This window comes from Rhodococcus mengyinensis (genome assembly GCF_048381435.1).
Taxonomy (GTDB): domain Bacteria; phylum Actinomycetota; class Actinomycetes; order Mycobacteriales; family Mycobacteriaceae; genus Rhodococcus_F; species Rhodococcus_F opacus_D.
Genome location: NZ_JBLWIT010000154.1, coordinates 34,891 through 59,317, shown reverse-complemented (window position 1 = coordinate 59,317; position 24,427 = coordinate 34,891). Strand labels below are relative to the sequence as shown.

Annotated in this window: 25 protein-coding genes; 12 read left to right on the top strand and 13 right to left on the bottom strand. The window is 68.7% G+C overall.

Annotation, left to right across the window (positions count from 1 at the left end; all coding sequences use genetic code 11):
• Window positions 1-23: 23 nt before the first annotated feature.
• Window positions 24-1,589, top strand: a complete 1,566-nt coding sequence (locus ACNJ7E_RS40455) for an MFS transporter (RefSeq protein WP_280782543.1) — start codon at window positions 24-26, stop codon at window positions 1,587-1,589.
• Here the strand turns inward: ACNJ7E_RS40455 and treZ are convergent.
• Window positions 1,556-3,289, bottom strand: a complete 1,734-nt coding sequence (gene treZ, locus ACNJ7E_RS40450) for a malto-oligosyltrehalose trehalohydrolase (RefSeq protein ID WP_418342478.1) — start codon at window positions 3,287-3,289, stop codon at window positions 1,556-1,558. The genes ACNJ7E_RS40455 and treZ overlap by 34 nt on opposite strands.
• A 40-nt stretch (window positions 3,290-3,329) precedes the next feature.
• A complete protein-coding gene (locus tag ACNJ7E_RS40445) occupies window positions 3,330-3,479 on the bottom strand; it encodes a hypothetical protein (RefSeq protein ID WP_198601994.1) in 150 nt (49 codons plus the stop codon).
• Between the two features lie 109 nt (window positions 3,480-3,588).
• Here ACNJ7E_RS40445 and ACNJ7E_RS40440 point away from each other — a divergent pair, with 109 nt between their 5' ends.
• Complete coding sequence (locus ACNJ7E_RS40440; protein WP_005247576.1) at window positions 3,589-3,777, top strand: DUF1918 domain-containing protein; 189 nt, start codon at window positions 3,589-3,591, stop codon at window positions 3,775-3,777.
• A gap of 91 nt (window positions 3,778-3,868) precedes the next feature.
• Window positions 3,869-4,495: a TetR/AcrR family transcriptional regulator gene (locus ACNJ7E_RS40435; protein ID WP_283334276.1), complete on the top strand. Its 627-nt coding sequence runs from the start codon at window positions 3,869-3,871 to the stop codon at window positions 4,493-4,495.
• Between the two features lie 17 nt (window positions 4,496-4,512).
• On the opposite strand, the gene ACNJ7E_RS40430 is transcribed toward ACNJ7E_RS40435, so the two are convergent.
• The 4 genes from ACNJ7E_RS40430 to ACNJ7E_RS40415 are packed head-to-tail and all read right to left on the bottom strand — an operon-like array spanning window position 4,513 to window position 11,487.
• The gene (locus ACNJ7E_RS40430; RefSeq protein ID WP_280782540.1) at window positions 4,513-5,454 is read right to left on the bottom strand and encodes an NADP-dependent oxidoreductase; all 942 of its coding nucleotides are present in this window, start codon (window positions 5,452-5,454) and stop codon (window positions 4,513-4,515) included.
• A gap of 53 nt (window positions 5,455-5,507) precedes the next feature.
• Complete coding sequence (treY, locus tag ACNJ7E_RS40425; RefSeq protein WP_418342477.1) at window positions 5,508-7,865, bottom strand: malto-oligosyltrehalose synthase; 2,358 nt, start codon at window positions 7,863-7,865, stop codon at window positions 5,508-5,510.
• A gap of 13 nt (window positions 7,866-7,878) precedes the next feature.
• Window positions 7,879-10,140: a glycogen debranching protein GlgX gene (gene glgX / locus ACNJ7E_RS40420; protein WP_283352550.1), complete on the bottom strand. Its 2,262-nt coding sequence runs from the start codon at window positions 10,138-10,140 to the stop codon at window positions 7,879-7,881.
• Between the two features lie 51 nt (window positions 10,141-10,191).
• Window positions 10,192-11,487 carry an adenosylmethionine--8-amino-7-oxononanoate transaminase gene (locus ACNJ7E_RS40415; protein WP_418342476.1) on the bottom strand — a complete coding sequence of 432 codons (1,296 nt, stop codon included), beginning with the start codon at window positions 11,485-11,487 and terminating at the stop codon, window positions 10,192-10,194.
• Between the two features lie 68 nt (window positions 11,488-11,555).
• On the opposite strand from ACNJ7E_RS40415, the gene ACNJ7E_RS40410 reads away from it, so the two are divergent.
• Both ACNJ7E_RS40410 and bioD read left to right on the top strand, forming a co-directional pair.
• Window positions 11,556-12,707 carry an 8-amino-7-oxononanoate synthase gene (locus ACNJ7E_RS40410; protein WP_418342475.1) on the top strand — a complete coding sequence of 384 codons (1,152 nt, stop codon included), beginning with the start codon at window positions 11,556-11,558 and terminating at the stop codon, window positions 12,705-12,707.
• Complete coding sequence (bioD, locus tag ACNJ7E_RS40405; RefSeq protein ID WP_418342474.1) at window positions 12,704-13,399, top strand: dethiobiotin synthase; 696 nt, start codon at window positions 12,704-12,706, stop codon at window positions 13,397-13,399. The genes ACNJ7E_RS40410 and bioD overlap by 4 nt, the downstream gene beginning before the upstream one ends.
• A 10-nt stretch (window positions 13,400-13,409) precedes the next feature.
• On the opposite strand, the gene ACNJ7E_RS40400 is transcribed toward bioD, so the two are convergent.
• Window positions 13,410-13,784 carry a VOC family protein gene (locus ACNJ7E_RS40400; protein WP_283334283.1) on the bottom strand — a complete coding sequence of 125 codons (375 nt, stop codon included), beginning with the start codon at window positions 13,782-13,784 and terminating at the stop codon, window positions 13,410-13,412.
• A 25-nt stretch (window positions 13,785-13,809) separates the two neighbouring features.
• Complete coding sequence (locus tag ACNJ7E_RS40395; protein ID WP_280782534.1) at window positions 13,810-14,196, bottom strand: VOC family protein; 387 nt, start codon at window positions 14,194-14,196, stop codon at window positions 13,810-13,812.
• A 173-nt stretch (window positions 14,197-14,369) separates the two neighbouring features.
• Here ACNJ7E_RS40395 and ACNJ7E_RS40390 point away from each other — a divergent pair, with 173 nt between their 5' ends.
• Genes ACNJ7E_RS40390 through ACNJ7E_RS40375 form a run of 4 tightly spaced genes read left to right on the top strand, consistent with a single transcriptional unit; the run spans window position 14,370 to window position 18,182 of the window.
• On the top strand, window positions 14,370-14,654 hold the full coding sequence (locus ACNJ7E_RS40390) for a hypothetical protein (RefSeq protein ID WP_009473700.1): 285 nt from the start codon (window positions 14,370-14,372) through the stop codon (window positions 14,652-14,654).
• Complete coding sequence (locus tag ACNJ7E_RS40385) at window positions 14,651-15,475, top strand: hypothetical protein (RefSeq protein WP_418342473.1); 825 nt, start codon at window positions 14,651-14,653, stop codon at window positions 15,473-15,475. Before ACNJ7E_RS40390 ends, ACNJ7E_RS40385 begins: the two co-directional genes overlap by 4 nt.
• A gap of 21 nt (window positions 15,476-15,496) precedes the next feature.
• Window positions 15,497-17,431 (top strand): fumarate reductase/succinate dehydrogenase flavoprotein subunit, encoded by a 1,935-nt coding sequence (locus ACNJ7E_RS40380; RefSeq protein WP_418342472.1) that lies wholly within the window; start codon window positions 15,497-15,499, stop codon window positions 17,429-17,431.
• 1 nt (window position 17,432) lies between these two features.
• Entirely contained in the window at window positions 17,433-18,182 is a 750-nt protein-coding gene (locus ACNJ7E_RS40375) for a succinate dehydrogenase/fumarate reductase iron-sulfur subunit (RefSeq protein ID WP_105413673.1), read from the top strand.
• A gap of 61 nt (window positions 18,183-18,243) precedes the next feature.
• Here ACNJ7E_RS40375 and ACNJ7E_RS40370 read toward each other — a convergent pair whose 3' ends face one another.
• From ACNJ7E_RS40370 to ACNJ7E_RS40355, 4 genes are all read right to left on the bottom strand, one after another.
• Window positions 18,244-18,915, bottom strand: coding sequence for a sterol desaturase family protein (locus tag ACNJ7E_RS40370; RefSeq protein ID WP_418342471.1), 672 nt, complete (start codon window positions 18,913-18,915; stop codon window positions 18,244-18,246).
• Complete coding sequence (locus ACNJ7E_RS40365) at window positions 18,912-19,649, bottom strand: FadR/GntR family transcriptional regulator (RefSeq protein ID WP_418342470.1); 738 nt, start codon at window positions 19,647-19,649, stop codon at window positions 18,912-18,914. Before ACNJ7E_RS40365 ends, ACNJ7E_RS40370 begins: the two co-directional genes overlap by 4 nt.
• A gap of 59 nt (window positions 19,650-19,708) precedes the next feature.
• Complete coding sequence (locus tag ACNJ7E_RS40360; protein ID WP_418342469.1) at window positions 19,709-20,839, bottom strand: lipase family protein; 1,131 nt, start codon at window positions 20,837-20,839, stop codon at window positions 19,709-19,711.
• A 77-nt stretch (window positions 20,840-20,916) separates the two neighbouring features.
• Complete coding sequence (locus ACNJ7E_RS40355; protein ID WP_418342468.1) at window positions 20,917-21,546, bottom strand: TetR/AcrR family transcriptional regulator C-terminal domain-containing protein; 630 nt, start codon at window positions 21,544-21,546, stop codon at window positions 20,917-20,919.
• Between the two features lie 154 nt (window positions 21,547-21,700).
• Between ACNJ7E_RS40355 and bioB the strand changes: the two genes are divergently transcribed.
• The 3 genes from bioB to ACNJ7E_RS40340 are packed head-to-tail and all read left to right on the top strand — an operon-like array spanning window position 21,701 to window position 23,608.
• Window positions 21,701-22,714 (top strand): biotin synthase BioB, encoded by a 1,014-nt coding sequence (gene bioB, locus ACNJ7E_RS40350; protein WP_418342467.1) that lies wholly within the window; start codon window positions 21,701-21,703, stop codon window positions 22,712-22,714.
• Entirely contained in the window at window positions 22,711-23,040 is a 330-nt protein-coding gene (bsaP, locus tag ACNJ7E_RS40345; protein WP_418342466.1) for a biotin synthase auxiliary protein BsaP, read from the top strand. The genes bioB and bsaP overlap by 4 nt, the downstream gene beginning before the upstream one ends.
• A 10-nt stretch (window positions 23,041-23,050) precedes the next feature.
• The gene (locus tag ACNJ7E_RS40340) at window positions 23,051-23,608 is read left to right on the top strand and encodes a DUF2567 domain-containing protein (RefSeq protein WP_418342465.1); all 558 of its coding nucleotides are present in this window, start codon (window positions 23,051-23,053) and stop codon (window positions 23,606-23,608) included.
• Here ACNJ7E_RS40340 and ACNJ7E_RS40335 read toward each other — a convergent pair.
• The gene (locus tag ACNJ7E_RS40335) at window positions 23,598-24,410 is read right to left on the bottom strand and encodes an SDR family NAD(P)-dependent oxidoreductase (protein ID WP_418342464.1); all 813 of its coding nucleotides are present in this window, start codon (window positions 24,408-24,410) and stop codon (window positions 23,598-23,600) included. The two genes, ACNJ7E_RS40340 and ACNJ7E_RS40335, sit on opposite strands and share 11 nt — an antisense overlap.
• Window positions 24,411-24,427 lie beyond the last annotated feature (17 nt).

Sequence of the window (24,427 nt, the reverse complement as noted above, 5' to 3'; positions counted from 1 at the left end):
ATCGGAAAGTCGCAGGAAGATAAATGTCTGTCTCCACGGATCGCGGGATCAACGACGCCTACGGCGCGCCAGGTCAGTCCTCCGCATCACGCCGAGACTGGCTCGGATTGGTCGTCCTCGCCTTCGCCGTCCTCCTGATCGCCGTCGACGGCACAGTGCTCGACCTCGCGCTGCCGTTCATCAGCGCCGACCTCGAACCCAGCAGCACGCAGCTGCTGTGGATCATCGACGTCTACTCGTTCGTCCTCGCCGGCCTGCTCATCACGATGGGCACGCTCGGCGACCGGATCGGACGGCGTCGTCTGCTGCTCCTCGGCGCCGCCGGATTCGGCATCGCCTCGCTGATCGCAGCGTGGTCGCCGACACCCGAGATGCTGATCGCGGCCCGCGTGCTGCAGGGAATCTCGGGGGCGACGCTGATGCCCGCGACACTCGGTCTGATCCGCACGATCTTCGTCGACCCGCGCCAGCGGACCCTCGCCATCGGAGTGTGGGGTGCGATGGCCGGTGGCGGTACCGCGGCCGGCCCGCTGATCGGCGGCTGGCTGCTCGAGCACTTCTGGTGGGGCTCGGTGTTCCTGATCAACATCCCCGTGATGCTGATTCTGATCGCCGTGGGACCGCTCGTGATTCCCGAGTCCAAGGACCCCGCCCCGGGGCGCTTCGACCTTCTCAGCGCCGCGCTGTCGATGACGACGATGCTGCCGCTGGTGTACGCGGTCAAGGAGACCGTGGTGCACGGTGTCGACCCGGTGCTGCTCGCCGTCGGACTCGTCGGCGTCGTGTCCGGTGTGGTGTTCGTGCGCAGGCAGAAGGGGATGAAGGACCCGATGATCGATATCGGCCTGTTCGCCAAGCCGGCGTTCTCGACCGCCGTCCTCACCAACCTGCTGTCCATCTTCGCGCTGGCCGGTGTGCTGTTCTTCGGCTCGCAGTACCTGCAGTTGGTGCTGGGCAACAGCGCGTTCGAATCGGGTGTGCTGATGCTGCCCGGCATGCTGATGAGCGCGGTCACCGCACTCGCGGCGGCCTGGATGGTGCGCCGGTGGGCCACCTCGCACGTGCTCGGCGGCGGTCTCGCGATCGCGGCTGTGGGTGCGGCACTGATGCTCACGCTCGGCGTGGACGGTGCCCCGACGATGTTCGTGATCGGCTTCGGCCTCGCGGGCGCCGGTGTCGGTATCGCACTGACCCTGACCTCCGACCTCGTGGTCAGCGCCGTCGAGCCCGAGCGGGCCGGCGCCGCCTCCGCGGTGTCCGAGACGGCATACGAACTCGGTATCGCACTCGGCGTCGCCGTGCTCGGCAGCGTCGTCATGGCGATCTTCCGGAACGGCCTCGACACATCGATGCTGCCGGCGGAACAGGTCGAGTCCGCCCAGGGCACGCTCGGTGCCGCCGTCGCGGAGGCCCAGCACCTCCCGGAGACGGCCCGGACGGTGTTCCTGGAGTCCGCGCAGTCGGCGTTCGTCGACGGCATGCACGTCGCCGCCGGCGCGACGGCCGTGATCCTGTTCGCGACCGCCATCCTCGTCCTGCGGATGCTGCGTGACCGTCAGGGCGAGCTGTCGAGCACCACGAACGAGTGACCCGGTAGCACCGTCGCCGACGCGGTCTCGTCCTGGGTCGGCGGCTCCCACCACAAGACGGGGGAGCCGCCGACCGGGACGGTCACCGGTTCGGCACCCAGGTTGCACGCGAGACGAAGTGCGCCGCGGTGCACCACGATCCACTGCTCCGCCTCGTCGTAGTCGACCGACAGGTTCTCCAGCCACGGATCCGTCAGCTCGGCGCGCTCCCGCCGTAGGCGCAGCAACGAGCGATAGCAGTCGAGCAGCCGGGCATGCGGTTCGCGGACCAGTTCGTCCCAGTCGAGCTTGGACCGCTCGAACGTCTCCGGGTCCTGTGGGTCGGGGACGTCGTCCGTGCTCCAGCCGTGCTCCGCGAACTCGGCCTTGCGCCCCTCGGCCGTCGCCCTCGCGAGTTCCGGTTCGGGGTGGGAGGTGAAGAACTGGAACGGGGTGCTCGCACCCCACTCCTCACCCATGAACAGCATCGGCGTGAACGGCGAGCACAGCACGAGCGCGGCCTTCACGGCGAGCTGCCCGGAATCGAGATACGTGCCGGGGCGGTCGCCGATCGCCCGGTTGCCGATCTGATCGTGCGTGCACGTGTACGTGACCAGCGAACTGGCCGGGGTCCGGCGGGTGTCCAGCGGCCTGCCGTGGGTGCGACCGCGGAACGTCGAGAACGTGCCCGCGTGGAACCACCCCTGGCGCAGGGTGTCGGCGAGGCAGGCCATCGAACCGAAATCTCCGTAATAGCCCTGCCTCTCGCCCGAGACGGCGGCGTGGATGGCGTGATGCACGTCGTCGTCCCACTGCGCGTCGAGGCCGCAGCCGCCTGCCGACCGCGACGTGATCAGGCGCGGATCGTTGAGGTCGCTCTCCGCGATGAGCGTCAGCGGCCGCCTCAGGTGCGCGGACAGCCGGCGGGTCTCGATGGCCAGGTCCTCGAGAAGATGGGTGGCGGTGTGGTCGACGAGTGCGTGGACGGCGTCGAGGCGGAGCGCGTCGATGTGGAACTCACGGAACCACCGCAGCGCGTTGTCAATGATGTAGCGGCGGACTTCGCCGCTGTCCGGTCCGTCCAGGTTGATGCTCCGGCCCCACGTGTTGGCGCCCTGCGCGAGGTACGGGCCGTACCGGTCGAGGTAGTTGCCGGACGGTCCGAGGTGGTTGTACACGGCGTCGAGGACGACGCCGAGACCGCGGGCGTGGCACGCGTCGACGAGGGTCTGCAGCCCGTCCGGCCCGCCGTAACCCTCGTGCACCGTGTACCAGAGAACGCCGTCGTATCCCCAGTTGTGGGTCCCGTTGAAACCGTTGACGGGCATCAGTTCCACAAAGTCGACGCCGAGTTCGACGAGGTGGTCGAGCCGGTCGACGGCGGCCGCGAACGTGCCCTCCGGAGAGAACGTGCCGACGTGCAGTTCGTAGACGACGGAGCCGGCGAGCTGCCGCCCGGTCCACCGCGAGTCGGTCCAGAGGCTCTCGTCGAGGGTGTGGAGTTGGGACGCGCTGTGCACTCCGTCGGGCTGTCGCGGCGACCGGGGATCGGGAAGTGGGGTGTCGCTGTCGTCGAGGACGAACGCGTACCGCGAATCCGGCGACGCGTCGACGTCGGCTCGCCACCATCCGTCCGATGACGGGGTCATGTCGTGGCGTCGGCCGTCGACCTCCACAGAAACGGAATCCGGAATCGGGGCCCATACCTCGAATGTGTGCACCCGATCAGCATGCCTCGATGCGGCGGGCCGCGCAGAACAGTCAGCTCTCGGACGTGCCGGAGTCCTCTACCTCCTCGATGATCTCGGCGCCGAGAACGGACAACCGGTGTTCCTCGGCGTCCTGCACGGTGCCGAAGTCCTGCTCCTCGAGCACGTTACGGTCCTTGTCGAGGTATCGATACGTAGCCATGTCCCCACGATGGCACACGCCGGCAGAGATGGCGGCGAGTCGACCCTTTCGCCCCGGTTCCGGAAGTAGCAAGCTGGGGGTACGGACTCGAACGTCGCGAGGAGCAGTCATGCACGTAGCAGTGGGAGACCGGTTGCACGTCCAGGGCAGGGTGGTCGGAGTGCACGAGACGACCGCCGAGGTCGTGGAGGTACACGGAGAGAACGGCGAACCGCCCTATCTCGTCCGGTACGACGACGGCCACGAGGCGCTCGTGTTTCCCGGATCCGATGCCTGGGTGGAACACCCGAAGTCGTAGGTATCGGGTGTTTCGCCTGGTCGATGTGTGGCAAATCGCTGTGCCACATTGGTTGCACGATTGATGTATCGAATGCGTCTATCGTGAGCCCATGCCCGAATCCGCCAAGAGGTCCTACAGCTCGCCGCTTCGTGCGGAATCGGCGCGCCGGACCCGCCTCCTCGTCCGGGACGCCGCGGCCCGGCTGTTCGTCGAGCGTGGATACGTCAGCACGACGGTGCGGAACGTGGCCGAGGCCGCCGGGGTGTCGACCCGCACGGTGTTCACCGCGTTCCCCGGCGGCAAGGCGGAACTGTTCCACGAGGCCCTGCACACGGCCATCGACGGTGATACCGCCGCGACCCACACGCCCGCACCCCGGGACGGCGACCCCGTCGAACGGATCCTCGACCAGATGGTCGGATTCAGCACCGACGTCCTGGAGCGCGCCGGAACCCTGATGACGACGTCGATCGAATCCTCGGGAGCGGACGACGACATGCGGCGGTTCGCCGACGAGGGAGCGCGGGCCTCGGCCGAGAATGCGATGACGCTCGCCGAGGGGCTCGCCGCGCACGAACTGCTGCGTCCCGAAATCTCCGTCCAGCGCGCCGCCGACGTGCTGTTCACGGTCGTGTCGCCGCAGGTGTACTCGATGCTGCGACGGCAGTGCGGGTGGGATGTCGTCGAGTACCGGAACTGGGTGAAAGCGACGATCCGGGCGAGTTTGCTCCACTGATCCGAGGTGCGTCGCGCCTACGGCAGCAGGATGAACTTGCCCGCCGCGTGCGGCTTCCGAAGATCGGCATGAGCGCGCGCTGCCTCCGTCAGCGCGTACGTGCGCGCCACGCGCACCCGCACGTCGCCGTTGCCCGCGAGGTCGACGAGGAAGACGCGGGCCCGTTTACGCGGCTCCATACCCTCCGGCCCCAGCGCGCCCACGATCCGGAAACCGGCTTCGGCCGGGCGGGGGCCGGGAACGGTCGTCACCAACCGCGACCGGTCCCGCACCAGGTCCACGGAAACGTCGATCGCCTCGTCACTGCCCGCGGTATCGATCACGGCGTCCACCCCGTCCGGTGCCAGGACGCGGACCCGATCGTCCAGGCCGGCGCCGTAGGACACGGGGGTGGCACCGAGCGAGCGGACGTAGTCGTGGTGCTCGGGGCGCGCGGTACCGATGATCGTGGCACCGCGGGCCCGCCCCAACTGCACGACGAACGACCCCACGCCGCCGGAAGCTCCGTGCACGAGCAGGAGGTCGCCGGTGCCGACGTTCGCCGTGTCGAGGGTGTCGACCGCGGTGGCACCCACGGCGAGAAGTCCGGCCGCCTCGTTCCACGGCAACGACGCCGGTTTCGGGATCACCGAATCACCGGACACGACAAGTCGATCCGCGTACGACTCGGACACCGGGTACACGATCACCTCGTCGCCCACCGAGATCGGGCCCACCGGCCCCGCCGCGGTGTCACCCACCTCGCCGACGATGCCCGCGGCCTCGCTGCCCAGACCCATGGGCAAGACGTCCGGGTCGGCGCCGAACGCGCCGCTGTAGAGCTTGTAGTCGATCGGGTTGACCCCGATGGCGCGAACCTCGATCACCACCTCGCCGGGGGCGGGATTCACAGCCTCCGCGTCGACGACCGCGAGGACCTCCGGCCCTCCGTACGCCCGGGCAACCACACGTCGCGACATACAAGGCCAGTACCCCTGTGAGTACTTGTCAACCGCGGGCGGTTAACAAGTACTCACAGGGTCAGAAGCGCCACGGGATAGCGGGCGAACAGCGTCGCGGTGTCGATGCGGCCGCCGGTGTACGTCTGGGAGGTGAGCAGGTCGGTCCAGGTGCCGTCCGGGAGGGGCACGGTGGTGCCGCCCCAGCCACGTTGCTCCAGTCCGACGGTGTGGCGGGTGGCCAGTGCCACGACGTCCGGCGCCGACCCTTGCCGTCCGCGAGCGAAGCCGATCAGATGCTCCGCCGCGGTCCCCGACGCGAACACCGGCGTGTAGGTCCCGCCGACGAAGCTGTCCGGACGTTCCCGGCGCAGGCGCAGAGCCGTGCGGACGATGTGCATCTTCGCCGCGCCCGTCGCATCGACGGGAGGAGTGCCGAGCCCCGCGAGCAGGCTCCGTCGTATGTCGTAGTCCACGGGACGGCGATTGTCCGGGTCGACGAGCGAGTCTTCCCACAGCTCGGTTCCCTGGTACACGTCCGGGATCCCGGGTCCGCACAGCTGCAGAAGCTTCTGACCGAGCGAGTCCGACCAGGCGTGCGGGGCAAGCTGGGTGCACAGCGAGCCGAGCGCCTTGCCGACGGTGCCGTCGATCACCGTGTCCAGCCAACTGTGGAGGTCGCGCTCGAAGTCCTCGTTCACGTCGTGCCACGACGTCCGGGTCCCGGCCTCGCGGACCGCCTTCTCCGCGTACGCGTGGACGCGCTCGCGGAAGTCGGGCACGTCGGCCGCGGCCCGGCCGTCGACCGGCCACACCCCGAACAGGTTCTGCCACAGGAACAGTCCGGTCACGGGATCGGGGCTGGGTGCGATGCGTTCCCACTGATCGACGCATTCGGCCCACAGGTCCGGCACCTGCGACAGGATGCCGATCCGGGCCCGGACGTCCTCCCCGCGCTTGGTGTCGTGCGTCGACAGCGTCGTCATCGCCCGCGGCCACCGGGTGGCTCGCTCGGCTGCGGCCAGGTGGAATTCGGCGGGGGAGACGCCGACGTTCGCCGGATTGCCGCCCACCTCCTGCAACGACACCAGCCGGGCGGTGCGGTAGAACAGGCAGTCCTCCACGGACTTCGCCATCACCGCGCCGCACACCTGCTGGAATCGGGTGGCCGCCTCACCGCCGGCGATCAGGGCGGCGCCGAGGGCAGAGAGTGCGTCGGACCAGTGCGGTTCACGCCGCAGGACGTCGCCGATCACCCGTTTCGCCAGCCCGGCCAGCGGACTGTAGTCGGACCGGTACACGGGCATGGCCGCGACGACGTCCACGACGGCGTCACGCAGGTCCGTATCGCTGCAGTCGGTGCCGGTTTCCGCGCGGATCGCACGGACGAGGCGCCGGACCTCCGGGGCGAGAATGGTTCCGGCGACGTCGCGTTTGATCGCGGTTTCGTGTTCGTGAATCCACGTCGCGTCACCCCGGTCACCCGTGCGGGACGCCGACAGGGCGGTGAGCGCGGGGGCTCCCGACGCGTCGACGAAGACGCCGCCGACTTCGGCCAATGCGTCGTAACCGGTGGTGCCCGCGATCGGGAGGTGGTCGTCCAGTGGTTCGGTGTGGCCGAGGATTTTCTCGATCACGAGCCACCGGTCCGCGCCGATCAGCCCGCGCAGCCGGTCGAGATATTCGGCCGGATCGGACAACCCGTCGGGATGGTCGATGCGCACGCCGTCGATCAACTCGTCCGCCACCCAGCTCCGCAGTTCGCGGTGCGAGGCCTCGAACACGCGCGGGTCTTCCTGACGGATACCGGCCAGTTCGCTGACCGCGAAGAATCGCCGGTACCCGATGAGACCGGAGTCCCACGGGACCAGGCGGTACGACTGCGCGTCGTGCACCGACGTCGGCTCGGCGGCATCGGTTCCGGGGGCGATCGGGAAACGGTGCTCGTAGAACGCGAGCAGAGGTTCGGGTCCCGAGCGGTCGAGGGTCAGCGACTCGAGATCGGCGTCCGATCCGAGGACGGGCAGCGCGAGCCGGCCGCCTGCGCCGTTGTCGTCGCTCCAGTCGATGTCGAAGAACTCGGCGTACTCGGAGCGGCGACCGTGCGTGAGAACGTCCCACCACCACGGGTTCTCACGCGGATTCGCGACACCCACATGATTGGGGACGAGGTCGACGACGAGACCCATGCCGCGGCCCCGCACCTCCCGGGCCAGCGCGGCCAGCGCCTCCCGCCCGCCGAGCGCGGGGGACACGCGGGTCACGTCGGTGACGTCGTACCCGTGGGTCGATCCGGTGGTGGCCGACAGGATCGGCGACAGATAGGCGTGGGAGATCCCGAGGTCGTCCAGGTAGTCGGCGGCGGCGGCGGCGTCCGCCAGGGTGAAGCAGTCACCGCGCAGTTGCAGCCGGTAGGTGGCCGTGATCGACATCGTCGTCCCCGGCTCAGGCGGTCCGGCGCAGCACGACCAGCGACCGGGCCTCGACCTGCAGCGGATCCCCGGCCTTGATCACCGCTTCCTTCGCCCCCGTCGGGACGGCGGTGTCGAGCACGACCGCCCACTCGTCGGCGTAATCGGAGTTCGGCGTGGAGAACTCGATCTCCTCGTCGTGCGCGTTGAAACACAACAGGAACGAGTCGCCGACCACCCGCTCGCCGCGGTGGTTGGGTTCGGGGATGCCCTCGCCGTTGAGGAATACGGCCAGGGACTTCCCGAAACCGCTGTCCCAGTCCTCGGGGGTCATCTCCTCGCCGGCCGGCGTGAGCCACGCGATGTCGCGGGTCTGGTCACCGCTGCGGATGGGCGTGCCCTCGAAGAACCGGCGACGACGGAACACCGGATTCTTCATCCGCAAGGCGATCACCCGTTTGGTGAATTCGACCAGGTCGGCGTTGGCGTCCGCCAGCGACCAGTCCATCCAGGACAGTTCCGAGTCCTGGCAGTACACGTTGTTGTTGCCCTGCTGGGTGCGGCCCATCTCGTCGCCGTGCGCCAGCATCGGCGTCCCCTGGCTGAGCAGCAGGGTAGCCAGGATGTTGCGGCTCTGCCGCCCGCGCAGATCGAGGATCTCCGGGTCGTCCGTCGGTCCCTCGACACCGCAGTTCCAGGACCGGTTGTGGCTCTCGCCGTCGTTGTTGCCCTCGCCGTTGGCCTCGTTGTGCTTCTCGTTGTACGACACCAGGTCGTGCAGGGTGAACCCGTCGTGGGCGATGACGAAGTTGATGCTCGCGCCGGGGCGGCGTCCGGTCGCCTCGTAGAGGTCGGACGAGCCGGTGAGCCGGGACGCGAATTCGCCGAGCGTCGCGGGTTCGCCGCGCCAGTAGTCGCGGACGGTGTCCCGGTACTTGCCGTTCCACTCCGTCCACAGGCCCGGGAAGTTGCCCACCTGGTACCCGCCCTCGCCGATGTCCCACGGTTCGGCGATGAGCTTGACCTGGCTGACGATCGGATCCTGCTGGACGAGGTCGAAGAACGCGGAGAGCCGGTCGACGTCGTGCAGTTCACGGGCGAGCGTGGACGCGAGGTCGAACCGGAATCCGTCGACGTGCATCTCGGTGACCCAGTACCGCAGCGAGTCCATGATCAGTTGCAGCGTGTGCGGGTGCCGGGCGTTGAGACTGTTCCCGGTGCCCGTGTAGTCCATGTAGTGCTCGGCGTCGCCGTCGACGAGCCGGTAGTAGGCGGCGTTGTCGATGCCGCGGAACGAGATGGTCGGACCGAGATGGTTGCCCTCGGCGGTGTGGTTGTAGACGACGTCGAGGATGACCTCGATGCCCGCCTCGTGGAACGAGCGGACCATCGCCTTGAACTCCGACACCGCGGCGCCCGGCTTTTCCGCCGACGAATACCCGGTGTGCGGGGCGAGGAAGCCGAACGTGTTGTAGCCCCAGTAGTTCCGCAGCCCCTTGTCGAGCAGCGTCTGATCGTGCATGAACTGGTGCACCGGCATCAGTTCGATCGCGGTGACCCCGAGGTCGACGAGGTGGTCGATGATCACCGGATGCGCGAGGCCCGCATACGTGCCGCGAAGCTCTTCCGGCACACCGGGATGCGTCGCCGTCATGCCCTTGACGTGGGCCTCGTAGATCACGGTGTCGTGGTACGGGTGTTTCGGTGCGCGGTCGGCAGCCCAGTCGAAGAACGGGTTGATCACCACCGTCGTCATCGTGTGGCCGAGCGAGTCGTGTCCGGGCAGTCCGGGCGCCGAGGTCTCCTCGGGTTCCGCCGCGAGCTCGGCCTCCGCCTCGTCCTCGGCCTCGATGTCGTCGTCCGTGTCGACGATCAGCGCGGCGTCCTCCGATTCCTCGGGGGCGGACTCGGCGGGCGCGTCGATGTCGTAGGAGAACAGGGACCGGTCTCCGTCGAACTCGCCGTCGAACGCCTTGCCGTAGGGGTCGAGGAGGAGCTTGCTGGGGTCGCAGCGGTGCCCGGCCGCGGGATCCCAGGGGCCGTGGATCCGGTACCCGTACCGCTGACCGGGAACGACGGTCGGCAGGTACGCGTGCCACACGTAACCGTCGACCTCGTCGAGGCGAATCCGCGTCTCCGTGCCGTCCTTCGCGATCAGGCACAGATCGACCGCCTCGGCGACCTCGGAGAACAAGGAGAAGTTCGTCCCGGCTCCGTCGTAGGTGGCGCCTAGTGGGTAGGCGCTGCCGGGCCACACGGGAATGGGCGTGGTGCCGGTCGACTCGCTTGCTTCCATATCGAGAACACTAGCCCGCGTCGGCGTTGCTCTCAGCTCGACGAGATCGGGCTATCGGCCCGGGGCGGAGCTCCGTGCCGCAGCAAGCATTCCGGTTGTGATCTTCCGCACGTCGCCGGTGGTGCACACGTACGGCGGCATCGCGTAGATCAGGTTCCGGAACGGCCGCAACCAGACCCCGGCGGCCACCGCGGCGTCGGTGGCGGCACGCATGTCGACGGGTTCGGCGAGTTCGATCACACCGATCGCGCCGAGCACCCGGACCTCCCGGACGCCGGGGAGTTCCCGGGCCGGTGCGAGCCCCGATTCGAGCTCGCGGCGCACATCCTCGACCTCGCCTCGCCAGTCGCGCGACAGCAGGAGTTCGATCGACGCCACCGCGACGGCGCAGGCGAGCGGGTTGGCCATGAACGTGGGACCGTGCATCAGCCCGCCGGCCTCCCCGGAGCTGATGGTCTCGGCGACGTCGGTGGAACAGAGCGTCGCCGCGAGGGTCATGTACCCGCCGGTGAGGGCCTTGCCGACGCACATGATGTCGGGGCGGGCGCCGGCGTGGTCCGCGGCGAACAGCTCGCCGGTGCGGCCGAAACCGGTCGCGATCTCGTCGAACACCAGCAGCAGCCCGTGTTCGTCGCAGATCCGCCGCAGCTCCGACAGGTACCGGGGGTCGTGGAAGCGCATGCCACCGGCGCCTTGCACCACCGGTTCGACGATGACGGCCGCCAGTTCGTCGGTGTGCGAGGCCACCAGGCGCTCGAACTCCGCGACGTACCGCGGGTCGAACTCGCGGGGCGGAGGTCCCGCGAAGACCTGCCGTGCCAGGACGTCCGTCCACAGGGAGTGCATGCCGCCGTCCGGGTCGCAGACGCTCATCGGGGCGAACGTGTCGCCGTGATACCCGCCGCGCCAGGTGAGCAACCGGTGCCGCTCCGGCCTGCCGCGACTGCGCCAGTACTGCAGGCACATCTTGACGGCGACCTCGACGGACACCGAACCGGAATCGGCGAGGAACACCTTGTCGAGTCCGTCCGGGGTGATCTCGACGAGCAGCTGGGCGAGCCGCGCGGCCGGTTCGTGGGTGAGCCCGCCGAACATCACGTGACTCATCCGCCCGAGCTGCGCCGTCGCCGCCGCGTCGAGGACGGGATGCCGGTAGCCGTGGACCGCGGCCCACCACGAACTCATGCCGTCGACGAGTTCACGACCGTCGGCGAGAGTGAGGCGGGTCCCGCTCGCCTCGGCCACCACGAGCGGGGTGGTCGAGGCGGGGAAGGCGCCGTACGGATGCCAGAGCAGCGAGGCATCGAGGGACGTGATGTCGTCGACGGACAGGCTCGGGGAGGTCACGGTCTCGACCCTAGCCACCCGAAGAAAACCGGGCCCACCCGGGTTGAACACCGTTCAAGTCGAGTATCGTGCCGGGAGTGAGTACCGACCGCACCTTCATTACCTGGCTCGACGACGTCGAGGACCAGCGGCGCGCCGCGGGACTGCGCCGCGAGTTGCGTCCACGCACGCCCGGCAACGCGCTCATCGATCTGGCGTCCAACGACTACCTCGGTCTCGTACGGCACCCGGAGGTGCTGCACGGCGCGATGACCGCGCTGCGCCGCTGGGGTGCGGGGGCCACCGGCTCGCGTCTGGTCACGGGATCGACCACCGAACACGAACTCCTCGAAACCGAACTCGCCGAGTTCGTCGGCGCCGAGGCCGGGCTGGTGTTCTCCTCCGGGTACACCGCGAATCTCGGTGCCGTCACCGCGCTGTCCGGCGCCGGATCGCTGATCGTCTCCGATGCGGGCAGCCACGCGTCACTGGTCGACGCGTGCCGGCTGTCGCGGGCCCGCGTGGCCGTCGCACCGCACTCCGATCTCGATTTCGTCCGCAGCGCACTGGCCACCCGGCCGGAGGAGCGGGCGCTGGTCGTCACCGACTCGGTGTTCAGCGCGGACGGGGATCTCGCACCCCTCGTCGACCTCCACCGGGTGTGCCGCGAGCACGGCGCGTTCCTCGTCGTGGACGAGGCGCACGGTGTCGGAGTCCGCGGCGCAGGGGGCCGCGGACTCGTGCACGAGGTGGGTCTCGCCGGCCAACCCGACATCGTCGTCACGGCCACGCTGTCGAAGTCGCTGGCCAGCCAGGGCGGTGCGGTGCTGGCGTCGGAGAAGGTGCGCGCGCATCTCGTCGACGCCGCGCGCACGTTCATCTTCGATACCGGCCTGGCCCCAGCGGCCGTCGGCGCGGCACGGGCGGCCCTCGCCGTTCTGCGCCGTGAACCCCACCGTGCGGAGTCCGTCCTGGACCGTGCGCGGGATCTCGCCCGGTTCACCGGCGCCGGGACACCCGAGTCCGCCGTCGTCTCCGTGATCCTCGGCGACCCGCAACGCGCCGTCGACGCAGCCGCCGCCTGCCGGGAACAGGGCTTGCACGTCGGCTGCTTCCGGCCCCCGTCGGTGCCCGAAGGCACGTCGCGTCTGCGGCTCACCGCGCGCGCGACGCTCGACGAGGACGAACTGGCGCGGATCGAAGCCGTGTTGACGGACGTCCTGGCGGGAGCGTCGGCGTGAGCATCCTGGTGGTCACCGGCACGTCGACGGATGTCGGCAAAACGGTGGTCACGGCGGCGCTCGCGGCGGCTGCACGTGAAGCGGGCCTGTCCGTGGCGGTGTGCAAGCCCGCGCAGACCGGCGTCGCCCCGGGAGAGCCGGGCGATCTGGTCGAGGTGACCAGACTGTCCGGTGTGACGGCGGTGGTGGAGCTGGCCCGCTACCCCGAACCACTCGCCCCCGACACCGCGGCCCGGCGCAGCGGCCTGCCGATGCTGCGGTGCGCCGACGTGGTCGAGACGGTCCGCGCGCTCGACGACGGGCACGATCTGGTGCTCGTCGAGGGTGCAGGCGGCCTGCTGGTGCGGCTGGGCGCCGAGGGCTTCACGCTCGTCGATCTCGCGCTCGCCCTCGACGCACCGGCTGTCGTGGTCGCCGCGGCAGGCCTCGGCACGCTCAACCACACCGAGCTCACGATCCGGGCACTGTCGGCGGCCGGTCTCGCCTGCGCCGGAACGGTGATCGGGTCGTGGCCGGACGAGCCCGGGCTCGCCGAGCGGTGCAATCTCGACGACCTGCCCGCCGTGACCGGGGTCGACGTCGTCGGCTCGGTGCCCGCAGGCAGCGGACGCCTGGCCTCTGCGTCGTTCGGTGCGGCCGCATCCACGTGGTTCGACAGCACCTGGCTGAAGTCGACGCTCACGCGGCTCTGAGCTGGGGCGGTCAGGATTCGGCGAGCACCGACAGCACGTTGCCCGCGGGGTCGGTGAACCACGCGATGTCGGGACCGTTGCCGCGCATAATCCCCTTGTCGTCCTGATCGAAACCGTCGTACCGCAGGAACCGGACCCCACGTTCGGTGAGCGCGTCGACGGCCTTCTCGACGTCGTCCACGGCGAAGTTCAGGATGGTGAACGTCGCCGGCGTGTGGTCGGGCTTGGGATAGATCAGCACCACCGGCCCCTTCGGGAGATGCAGGCCCAGTAGTCCCATCTCCTCCTCGGTGACCTCGAGGCCCAGGGTGTCGGTGTAGAAGGACTGGGCCGCGGCGATGTCGTCGACGGCGAAACCGCTGAATGCTCGCGCATTGCTCAACATGTCTGTTCTCCTTCCGTGCTGTCGGTCAGGACATCTCGGCCCGCGCCTGCGCGCTGAGCTGGATGATCTGGACGTAGTTGCCGTCGGGGTCCACGGCGGTGCCGAACCAGCTGCCGTCACGATCCTCGAGCGGGGACAACCACGTCGCACCGAGTTCGTCGATCCGGTGTGCTGCGGCGCGGGCGTCGGTGACCTCGACGTTGAGGAGGACGCGGCCGGGTTCGGGATTGGTGTCGCCGACGTCGTCGCGCCGGTCGAGCATGATGTAGAAGCCGTCGAAGTCGAGGACGTCGTAGCCCGGTTCGCCGGGGGTGCGTTCGACCTTCGGCGAGAACGCGGCGGTGTACCAGTCCCGCAGTCGGTCGGGGTGAGTGCTCGCGAGCAGGATGCTTCCGATCGTGGCGTCGGCCATGATGTCCTCCCGGTGGGTGTGCGTTGTCGGTGGTCCTGCAGATATGGACTCGTCCGCCCCGCGAAATTCATCGCAACGGAGTTTCCGAGGTTCCGAAAGCCGCACCGTCCCCTCCGAATATCGGTAGTGTGATTCATGTCACGGCTACATCCGGCTGGGTTGGGAGGGGTCACATGTCGACCTCCGAAATGCTCGAATTGAATCGCACCATCGACCGCCTTCGGCGCGCTGTCGGTTCGTTACGATCGATGTACGGCGACGCCGCATCCGTGCGGCGACTGAGCAACGATCTGGAGCGGCTCGAGATCGACGCGCGGGAACTCGACTCGTCGCCACCGAACGTCGTCCACCGCGAACCGGTGGAGCGAATCAAGGTGTCGGACACCCCGTACGACGCGTCGATGTGGCTCGGTATCGATGACGAGGGGCTGGGCGGGCTCCACTACGAGCGCGGATGAGCGCGCCGCCGAAGGATTCCGAAAGTGCCGGTGTGGGGGCGCCGACGCGTGCCCGGATCGCGGAACGCACGCTCCGCACCGACCGGTGGTGGCTGGCCCCGCTGCTGACGGTGCTCGGCCTGTCCGTCTTCGTGGTGTACGCATCGGTCCGCTCGTGGGTCCGCACCGCGTACTTCGTCGAGGACTACCACTACCTGACGCCGTTCTACTCGCCGTGCCTGAGCGATTCGTGTGTGCCCGGTTCGAGCGACTTCGGGACACCCATCGGCGAGTTGCCGATGATCATCCCGCTCGGGTTCCTGGTGCTGCCGTTCCTGCTCGGCTTCCGGCTCACCTGCTACTACTACCGCAAGGCCTACTACCGGTCGGTGTGGTTCTCGCCGCCCGCGTGCGCGGTCGCGGAACCCCATAGCACCTACACGGGTGAGACGCGCCTGCCGCTGATCGTCCAGAACGCACACCGCTACTTCTTCTACGTCGCACTCGTCGTCTCGCTGATCAACACGTACGACGCGATCCGCGCGTTCCACGGCGCCGACGGCGGATTCGGAATCGGGCTCGGCACACTCGTCATGGTCTGCAACGTGATCCTGCTCTGGGCGTACACCGTCTCCTGCCATTCCTGCAGGCACGTCATGGGCGGCAGGCTCACCCACTTCTCCCAGCACCCGATCCGATACCGGCTCTGGACCTGGGTCAGCACACTGAACACCCGGCACATGCAGCTCGCCTGGACCACCCTCGCCACGCTGATCGTCACCGACTTCTACGTGATGCTCGTGGCGAGCGGGACCATCTCCGACCTGCGCCTGATCAACTGACTTCACCGAAGAGGGAGTGGAATGACGGAAGTCGAACGGCACCAGTACGACGTCGTGGTCATCGGTGCCGGCGGCGCCGGACTGCGAGCGGTCATCGAGGCCCGGGAACAGGGCCTGTCCGTCGCCGTCGTCTGCAAGTCGCTGTTCGGCAAGGCGCACACGGTCATGGCGGAGGGCGGCTGCGCCGCCGCGATGGGAAATGCCAACGAGAAGGACACGTGGCAGACCCATTTCCAGGACACGATGCGCGGCGGCAAGTTCCTCAACAACTGGCGAATGGCCGAACTGCACGCCCGCGAGGCTCCCGACCGGGTGTGGGAACTCGAAACATACGGCGCCCTGTTCGACCGGACCCCCGACGGCCGGATCAGCCAGCGTAACTTCGGCGGTCACACGTATCCGCGGCTCGCCCACGTCGGTGACCGCACCGGACTCGAACTGATCCGCACGATGCAGCAGAAGATCGTGTCGCTGCAGCAGGAAGATTTCGCCGCCACCGGCGACTACGAGGCCCGGATCAAGATCTTCGCCGAGTGCACCATCTCCGAGCTGACCAAGGACGGCGACCGGATCTCGGGTGCGTTCGGATACTGGCGCGAGAGTGGACGTTTCGTCCTGTTCGAGGCCCCCGCCGTCGTGATGGCCACCGGCGGGATCGGCAAGTCGTTCAAGGTGACGTCGAACTCGTGGGAGTACACCGGCGACGGTCACGCGCTCGCCCTGCGCGCAGGCGCCAACCTCATCAACATGGAGTTCGTACAGTTCCACCCCACCGGCATGGTGTGGCCGCCCAGCGTCAAGGGCATCCTCGTGACGGAAGGCGTCCGCGGTGACGGCGGGGTCCTGAAGAACTCCGAGGGCGAGCGGTTCATGTTCTCGTACATCCCGCCGGTCTTCAAAGGGCAATACGCGGAGACCGAGGAAGAGGCCGACGGCTGGTACAAGGATTCCGACAACAACCGCCGCACACCGGATCTCCTGCCCCGCGACGAGGTGGCCCGGGCGATCAACTCCGAGGTCAAGGCCGGACGGCAGACCCCGCACGGCGGCGTGTACCTCGACATCGCCTCACGGATGCCCGCCGACGAGATCGTTCGGCGGCTGCCCTCGATGTACCACCAGTTCAAGGAACTCGCCGACGTCGACATCACCAAGGAGCAGATGGAGGTCGGCCCCACCTGCCACTACGTGATGGGGGGCATCGAAGTCGACCCCGACAGCGGATCGTCCAGCGTCGCGGGGCTGTTCGCCGCGGGGGAGTGCTCGGGCGGGATGCACGGTTCCAACCGGCTCGGCGGCAACTCGTTGTCCGACCTCCTGGTGTTCGGGCGCCGCGCCGGACTGGGGGCGGCGGAGTACGTGAAGTCGCTGGAGGGCCGGCCGGTCGTGTCCGCGGACGCCGTCGATGCGGCGGCGCGAATGTTGTTGTCGCCGTTCGATCCCGCGGTCGGGGAGGGTGGCACCACCGAGAACCCGTACACGCTGCACACCGAACTGCAGCAGACCATGAACGACCTCGTCGGCATCATCCGGAAGGAAGACGAGATCGTCCGTGCCCTGGAGAAGCTCACCGAGATCAAGGGCCGCATCGGGGGCGTGGAGGTGGAGGGGCACCGCCAGTTCAACCCGGGATGGCACCTCGCCGTCGACCTGCGGAACATGGTGCTGGTCAGCGAATGCGTGGCCCAGGCGGCGCTGCTGCGCACGGAAAGTCGCGGCGGGCACACCCGCGACGACCACCCGAGCATGGAGGCGGAGTGGCGCAACACCCTGCTGGTGTGCAGCGTGGTCGGCGACATGTCCGCACATCCCGATTCGGTGGTGCCGGACGTCACCGTCACCCGCGAGCTCCAGCTCCCGATGCGCTCAGAGCTGTTGGAGCTTTTCGACATCGACGAACTCGCCAAGTACTACACCGACGCCGAACTCGCGGGACACCCGGGAAGGAAGGCCTGAGATGGGTTACGACGCGCAGTTCCGGGTCTGGCGCGGCGACGCGGACGGCGGCGCCCTCCAGGACTACTCCATTCCCGTCAACGAAGGTGAGGTGGTGCTCGACATCATCCACCGGTTGCAGGCGACGCAGACCCCGGACCTGGCGGTGCGATGGAACTGCAAGGCGGGCAAATGCGGATCGTGTTCCGCGGAGATCAACGGCCAGCCACGGCTGCTGTGCATGACGCGGATGTCGACGTTCACGGAAGACGAGGTGGTGACGGTCACGCCGTTGCGGGCGTTCCCGGTCATCCGGGATCTCGTCACCGACGTGTCGTTCAACTACGCGAAGGCGCGGGAGATCCCGTCGTTCACCCCGCCCCCGGGGCTCGGGCCGGGCGAGTACCGGATGCAGCAGGTCGACGTCGAACGGTCGCAGGAATTCCGCAAGTGCATCGAGTGCTTCCTCTGCCAGAACACCTGTCACGTCATCCGTGACCACGACGACAACAAGCCGGCGTTCTCCGGCCCCCGCTTCTTCATCCGCGTCGCCGAACTGGAGATGCATCCACTCGACACGGCCGACCGTCGTGACGCGGCGCAGGAAGAGTTCGGCCTCGGGCTCTGCAACATCACCAAGTGCTGCACCGAGGTGTGCCCCGAGGGGATAAAGATCACCGACAACGCCATCATTCCGATGAAGGAGCGGGTGGTCGATCGACGGTACGACCCCATCGTCTGGTTGGGCAACAAGCTCTTTCGCCGCGGTTAGCGCCTCCGGCACCCGTGAGTACTTGTTAACCGCGGGCGGTTGACAAGTACTCACGGGTGCGTCAGCGCACGGCGTGGAGGTTGCGTGCGGTGGGCGACTTCTCGACCGATTCGGGGTCCGGGTCGGTGCCCAGGATCCGGTCGGCGGTTCCCGAGGTGGTGACGGTGAACCAATAGTGCTCGTTCTTGTAGTGGTGATGGCGGTGGTTGCGCCAGATCGCACGGTACAGGCGGGAGTTCGGCTTGTAGTCGCTGTGGATGAGGTAGTGCGTCCATTCGTAGAGGACGCCCAGAATGCTCAGCACCACCAGGAACGTCAGTCCGAGTCCGATGCGCGGGAACGCGAGCAGCGAGAGGGCCACGAGAACGGGAATCAGCCACGTCAACGTCTGCCACGGGATGAAGACCAGCGGTACGTCCCGGGGGTCGACGTGATGCTCGCGATGCTTCCGGGCGAGCAGCGAATCGACGGTCAGGCCCAGGACCTTTCGGGGTTTCCAGTGCAGGATGCAGACGTGGATGACCCATTCGGCGAACGGGAACACGGCCAGCATCACCAGCGGAAGCACGGCGTCGGTCGGCTGCCAGTCGCCGACGATCAGGCGGGCGGCCACCGCGGCGACCAGCATGCCGCCGATCATCCACGGGGACGGGTGTCGGCGGAACTGGTCTGCGGCGTCGCGGAGGGTGATCGACCTCCGTTGGCGGCGATCTGCGGAAGGTTTCGTGGTCATGTGTCCTTCTCCGAATCGTTCTGGGGCAGTGCGTCGATCACGGTCGTGACGGCGGCCGTGCCGAGGTCGAGGAGTGTGGTGGCGGTCTGTGCCGCGGCGACTTCGTCGTGGGCGGTGATCGCCTCGGCCAGCTGGTGGTACAGGTCGGTGCGTCCGACTTCCGCGACCATGACGGCGGCCATCGCCGTCATGGTCGGTTCGTACGCGTTGCGGAGGCTGTTGAAGATGAGCCGGAATGCGATGGAATCGGCCGTGTCGACGACACGCTCCCAGAAGGCCAGGGCGCCGACCTGCTGCGCGACCGGGTCGCTGTCGGAGGCGAGACGATCCACGGCGTCGCGGAGAGCGGCACCCGACTCGTCGGTGGCCCGGCCGGCGGCGAGCCGGGCGACCTGCACGCCGATCATCCGCCGGGCCTCGAGGACGCTGCGCACCACCGCCCAATCGGGGATGCCGTCGCGGACGAGCAGCTGGGACAGCAGTTCGGGCCCGCCGTGCTGGCGGAAGTCGCGGACCGAGGTGGCGTCGCCCTGCCGGACGTCGACGAGTCCGGCCTGGGCCAGCTTCTGGATCGCTTCCCGGACCGCGGGCCGGGACACCCCGAAGGCTTCGGCCAGGCGCCGTTCGCTCGGCAGGGCGTCGCCGGCGGCGAGGTCGCCGCCCAGCACACGCGCGGTGATCTGGTCGAAGACTTCGGTGGAGGCGGATTTCCGCGCGATCGGCTCGAACATCATGACCGCGACATTAAGCCGGCGATAGGTAAGAGGTCAAGTGGTCTTACCAGTGGAGTTTGCTAGTTGAAAAGGCTCCGGACGAACGGAGTGGTGTCGGGCAGGGACGCCGGCATCGTGTAGAGATGGCCGGTCGGATACGTCCGGAACACGAACTGCTGCCCGTTCGCGGCGAGGTCCGCCGTCAGTTTCCAGGAAAGAGGAATCGGGACGACGTCGTCGAACAGACCCTGCCCGATGAACAGCGGCCGGTCGTAGCCCCGCACGGGCACGCCCAGCGTGGTGCGTAGCGCCGCCAGCACCACCGGGTCGTCGAGGGGGCGGGACATCAACTGGCCGATCGAGATGCCGTCGAGTTGCGGGGCCGCCTCCTCGTAGCAGAGCGATTCGACGCGATTCAGGACGTCGACGCCGAGCGGTGTGAGGTAGCTGTCGACGTCGAGGTCGGGCCGCGACGCCCGCAATCCGGCGAGCGCGTACGCCACGAACACCGTGCTCCCGGTGAGGGGCACGTCCGGGAAACCCGGGCCGACGAGCGGCGCGAGATTCTCCAGATTGGACGGGGCGCCGGTGGCGACGGTGCCGCGGAAGTCGAGTTCGGGTGCGTACGTGATGGCCATCGACGCGGCGACGAGAGCGGCATGGCCGCCTTGCGACTGACCGAGGGCGACCCACCGGTTCGACAGGGACGGCGTGACGGTCCGCGCCGCGCGCACCATGTCGATCACGCTGTGCGCCTCCGTCGGGCCGTCCAGGTACGGGTGCACACCCGGTGTGCCGAGGCCGACGTAATCCGTTGCGACGACGGCGTATCCCTGGTCGAGCCAGTGCTGGACGTACGGTCCGACGAGTTTTCCCGTCACCGTCGGCGCACACTTGTCGGCGATACCGACCGTGCCGTGGGCCCAGGACACGACGGGCCACCCGCCGGGTGGCGCCGCGCCGGGGGGCAGGAGAACCGCGCCGGTGCTGAGCGCGGGTTCGTCCATCGGCCCCGTCGTCCAGTAGGTGACGTACGTGGCGTCGGCGACGCCCGCCGGCCGCGCGTCCGGTGCCACCGGCGTCGCGGCGACGACCGCACCCGGATCGCCGCCCGCGGTCTGTGCCGCCGCCGGGGTGGGCGCGCCGAGGAGCGACAGTGCGAGTGCCGCCGCGAGAACCGTTCCGGTGCGGCGGCCGAGTGAAGACGTCATCGCGTCCGTCCCTGGGCCGTCGGAGGCGCCGCGCGGTCCTCGAGTGGCCGACGCGGCGTCGACTCAATTGTGCGCGCTCAGGGGCGGTGGGCGGAGTCTTTCAAGCGTGCGCGAATTCCGTCGACGAACAGCGACAGGCCGAAGTCGAACCGGACCGCCGGATCGCCGTCGAGGAGGTCCTCGTCGTACGCCGCGATCGGAGACTGTGGGGCGTCGGGGGAGAGGGCGGCCCGGGTGAGGGCGCCTGCCGACTCCATCTGCGCCCGCGACTGCTCGTCGACCGTGTGGCCGAGGACGTAGTACAGCAGCGAATACGACGACAGTTCCGCGTGTTCGCGGGACAGTCCGGATCGCAGGCCGACTGCTGCGAAGCTTTCCCGGACCCGGGAGTTGGTCATGCGCGACGCGTACGTGGCGGAGACCAGTTCGGCGCCGTCGCGGTGAGCGAGCAGTGCGGTGCGGAGCCGGTGGGCCTGTTCGGTGAATTCCGCGTCCCAGCCGGGGGCCGTGACCGGGGCGTCGACGTCTTCGAGAATCTTGTCGGCGAGCGCCCCGAGCAGGGTCTGCTTGTTGGGGAAATGCCAGTACAGGGCGCCCGGCTGCACGCCGAGAGCCGTCGCGAGCCTCCGCATCGTGAGGTCGGCGAGGCCGAACTCGTCGAGGATGGCCATTGCGCCGTCGAGTACGTCGCCGCGTCGCAACTGCACTGTGTGATCTCCCAATCTCGTCGAAAAGCCCGCCCCGGCTTTGACAGTATTCCACCACGGATCTAACGTGAACACCGTTCAACTTGTACGGTGTTCAATTTTTCGGTTCCGTCGATTCACGGCACGTGATCGGCCCGTTTTCCAGGAGATACGTGTGACATCGGCCCCGGTACAGACAGATATCCTCGCCCTCGCGCGTGAGCAGGTTCTCGAGCGCGGAGACGCGCTGAACGAGAGTCAGGTGCTCGAGGTCCTGCAACTTCCGGACGATCGGCTCGAGGAACTGCTCGCCCTCGCGCACGACGTGCGCATGAAGTGGTGCGGACCCGAGGTCGAGGTCGAGGGCATCATCAGCCTCAAAACCGGCGGCTGCCCCGAGGACTGCCACTTCTGCTCGCAGTCCGGCCTGTTCCAGTCGCCGGTGCGTGCGGCGTGGCTCGACATTCCGTCGCTCGTGGAGGCTGCGAAGCAGACCGCCAAGTCCGGCGCAAGCGAATTCTGCATCGTCGCCGCCGTCCGCGGCCCCGACGAGCGGCTGCTCGCCCAGGTCGCTGCCGGCATCGAGGCGATCCGCAACGAGGTCGACATCCAGATCGCCTGCTCGCTGGGCATGCTCACCCAGGAGCAGGTCGACCAGCTCGCCGCGATGGGTGTGCACCGCTACAACCACAACCTGGAGACGTCGAAGTCCCATTTCCCGAACGTCGTCACCACCCATACGTGGGACGAGCGCTGGAACACCCTCCGCATGGTGCGCGAGGCGGGCATGGAGGTGTGCTGCGGCGGCATCCTCGGCATGGGGGAGAGCCTCGAGCAGCGCGCCGAGTTCGCGGCCAACCTCGCCGACCTCGAACCCGACGAGGTGCCGCTGAACTTCCTCAACCCGCGTCCCGGAACCCCGTTCGGCGACCTCGAGGTCCTGCCCGCGAGCGAGGCCCTCAAGTCGGTGGCCGCGTTCCGCCTCGCGCTGCCCCGCACCATCCTCCGCTTCGCGGGCGGGCGCGAGATCACGCTCGGCGACCTCGGGGCCAAGCAGGGCATCCTCGGCGGCATCAACGCCGTCATCGTCGGCAACTACCTCACGACCCTCGGCCGCCCGGCCGAACAGGATCTCGACCTGCTCGTCGATCTGCAGATGCCGATCAAGGCCCTGAACGACACCCTGTGACGATCATGGCAGAGGCGACCATGGGCGACCGCCCCGAAGACCGGGTCGACCGCCCCGGAGACCGGGTCGACCGCCCCGGAGACCGGGTCGACGGCCGCGAGGGCCGGGTCGACGGCCTCGAGGAGCGCTACAACCCGTACACCGGCCGCCGCGTGGTGGCCGGTGTGGACGACGCCGTGCCCACCGCCGCGCAGCTGGGACTCGAGCCGCCCCGCTTCTGCGAGGCGTGCGGCCGCCGGATGGTGGTGCAGATCAGCCCGGACGGCTGGTGGGCGAAATGTTCCCGCCACGGTGTGTTCGACTCGATCTACGGCGGACGGCGGTAGCGTCGGACGGGTGACCACGCTCCCGCGCTTCAGGCTTCGATCTGCCGCCGGAATCTTCTGCGGGACGGTGGTGGCGAGCGCGCTCGCCGGGGTGCTGTGGGGAGTCCTCGCACCGCCCGAGCACCTGCTGGTCGTCGCCCCCGACCGTGGGGTGTCGCTGACAGGGGAGAGCGTGCACCGGTTCGACGCGATCGGGATGTTCGCCTGCGCGGGCCTGGTGATCGGCATTCTCACCGCGGTCGCGGCGTGGACGGCGCGGACGAGTCGCGGCCCGGTGGCGCTGGGCGCGGTCCTGGCAGGCAGTGTCGTCGGGGCCGGGGTGATGGCGCTCGGTGGAATCGGCGTGGCGGCGCTGCGTTTTCCCGACCCCGACACCTCGACCGCCGGCACGGTCGTGGCGGTCGCGCCAGGGATCGGGACCTTGCTGGTGCTGATCTTCCAGCCCCTCGTCGCCTGCGTCGTGACGTTGGTGCTCGCCGCGCTCAATCCGTACGACGATCTCGGCGTCAGTGGTCCCCCGGTCGAACTCGACGAGCCGGAAGAGCGCGACGCGACGCTTACCTCGTGACCGACGTCCGCATCCGCACGTCCCCGAGGAGGCGCCCGCTGGCGAGAGCGCCGATGCGGCGAGTCGCGAATCGGGTGCTGACCGACGACACCCAGTTCATCAGCCCGGAGACGACGCTCGGCGGGGTGCTGCGCCGGTCCAGGGCGCGCAGGGCTGTCGACACCACCTGATCCGCGGTCTGCATCCGGCCGACGGCGGCGTCCTCGGAGCCGACGACGTCGAAGAACTCGGTGCGGGTGGGGCCCGGGCAGACGGCGAGCACGGTGAGGCCGGTGCCTCGCGCCTCGGCCCACAACGCCTCCGTGAAATTGAGGACGAACGCCTTGGTCGCCCCGTAGACGGCCATGCCGGGAGTCGGCTGGAACGCGGCGGTGCTCGCCACGTTCACGAGTGCGCCGCGTCCCCGGAGCAGGTCGGGCAAGAATGTGTGCGACAGCTCGACGAGGGTGGTGACGTTGAGCTGGATCTCGGAGGTGAGGCGCTCCAGGTCGGCGGACGCGAAATCTCCGTGCGTCCCGAATCCCGCGTTGTTGATCAGAGAGTCGACGCGGATGTCGCGGGCGGTGAGTTCGCCGCGCAACCGCTCCCCGGCGCCTGGTGTCGCGAGGTCGAACGGGAGCACGGTGACCGACACGTGGTGCGCGGCGCGGAGTTCGGTGGCGAGTTGTTCGAGCCGGTCGGCGCGGCGGGCGACGAGGACGAGATCTGCACCCCGTCCGGCGAACCGGCGAGCGAATTCGACACCGAGGCCCGCGCTGGCGCCGGTGATGAGGACGGTGGTTCCGGATACGTCGAAGGACATGTCTGCTCCTGGCGGTG

What these genes read in the sequence shown, in the direction of transcription:
- ACNJ7E_RS40455 (WP_280782543.1), top strand. Translation starts at nt 24, where the DNA reads ATGTCTGTCTCCACGGATCGCGGGATCAACGACGCCTACGGCGCGCCA.
- ACNJ7E_RS40445 (WP_198601994.1), bottom strand. Translation starts at nt 3,479, where the DNA reads ATGGCTACGTATCGATACCTCGACAAGGACCGTAACGTGCTCGAGGAG.
- ACNJ7E_RS40440 (WP_005247576.1), top strand. Translation starts at nt 3,589, where the DNA reads ATGCACGTAGCAGTGGGAGACCGGTTGCACGTCCAGGGCAGGGTGGTC.
- ACNJ7E_RS40435 (WP_283334276.1), top strand. Translation starts at nt 3,869, where the DNA reads ATGCCCGAATCCGCCAAGAGGTCCTACAGCTCGCCGCTTCGTGCGGAA.
- ACNJ7E_RS40430 (WP_280782540.1), bottom strand. Translation starts at nt 5,454, where the DNA reads ATGTCGCGACGTGTGGTTGCCCGGGCGTACGGAGGGCCGGAGGTCCTC.
- treY (WP_418342477.1), bottom strand. Translation starts at nt 7,865, where the DNA reads ATGTCGATCACGGCCACCTACCGGCTGCAACTGCGCGGTGACTGCTTC.
- glgX (WP_283352550.1), bottom strand. Translation starts at nt 10,140, where the DNA reads ATGGAAGCAAGCGAGTCGACCGGCACCACGCCCATTCCCGTGTGGCCC.
- ACNJ7E_RS40400 (WP_283334283.1), bottom strand. Translation starts at nt 13,784, where the DNA reads ATGTTGAGCAATGCGCGAGCATTCAGCGGTTTCGCCGTCGACGACATC.
- ACNJ7E_RS40395 (WP_280782534.1), bottom strand. Translation starts at nt 14,196, where the DNA reads ATGGCCGACGCCACGATCGGAAGCATCCTGCTCGCGAGCACTCACCCC.
- ACNJ7E_RS40390 (WP_009473700.1), top strand. Translation starts at nt 14,370, where the DNA reads ATGTCGACCTCCGAAATGCTCGAATTGAATCGCACCATCGACCGCCTT.
- ACNJ7E_RS40385 (WP_418342473.1), top strand. Translation starts at nt 14,651, where the DNA reads ATGAGCGCGCCGCCGAAGGATTCCGAAAGTGCCGGTGTGGGGGCGCCG.
- ACNJ7E_RS40380 (WP_418342472.1), top strand. Translation starts at nt 15,497, where the DNA reads ATGACGGAAGTCGAACGGCACCAGTACGACGTCGTGGTCATCGGTGCC.
- ACNJ7E_RS40375 (WP_105413673.1), top strand. Translation starts at nt 17,433, where the DNA reads ATGGGTTACGACGCGCAGTTCCGGGTCTGGCGCGGCGACGCGGACGGC.
- ACNJ7E_RS40370 (WP_418342471.1), bottom strand. Translation starts at nt 18,915, where the DNA reads ATGACCACGAAACCTTCCGCAGATCGCCGCCAACGGAGGTCGATCACC.
- ACNJ7E_RS40365 (WP_418342470.1), bottom strand. Translation starts at nt 19,649, where the DNA reads ATGATGTTCGAGCCGATCGCGCGGAAATCCGCCTCCACCGAAGTCTTC.
- ACNJ7E_RS40360 (WP_418342469.1), bottom strand. Translation starts at nt 20,839, where the DNA reads ATGACGTCTTCACTCGGCCGCCGCACCGGAACGGTTCTCGCGGCGGCA.
- ACNJ7E_RS40335 (WP_418342464.1), bottom strand. Translation starts at nt 24,410, where the DNA reads ATGTCCTTCGACGTATCCGGAACCACCGTCCTCATCACCGGCGCCAGC.